Here is a 271-nt window from a genome sequence, read left to right on the forward strand (position 1 = left end):
TATTTCAGATTATCTGTTCAAGCTGACGGGCAAACAGATGTTTTCCAGAAAAGCCGTGCTTGTGTGCTGCCTTTTGGCTGCAGCGGTATGCATTGGATTTGCCGGGCTTGTCACTACCGCGTTTGGAGCTGTTGCACTTGTCGCATTATCGGTTTTCTTTTTGTATTTGACCGGCATCACATACTGGGCGATTATACAGGATATCGTTCATCCGGACAGGGTCGGGGGCGTGAGCGGATTCATGCATTTTCTTGCCAATACATCCGGCATT

General features: G+C 48.3%; 1 pseudogene. It reads left to right on the forward strand.

The features are described from left to right. Window positions 1-271: pseudogene (locus tag CH339_RS25680) on the forward strand (hypothetical protein); the annotation flags it as partial.

It is taken from the genome of Rhodobium orientis (assembly GCF_003258835.1).
Taxonomy (GTDB): domain Bacteria; phylum Pseudomonadota; class Alphaproteobacteria; order Rhizobiales; family Rhodobiaceae; genus Rhodobium; species Rhodobium orientis.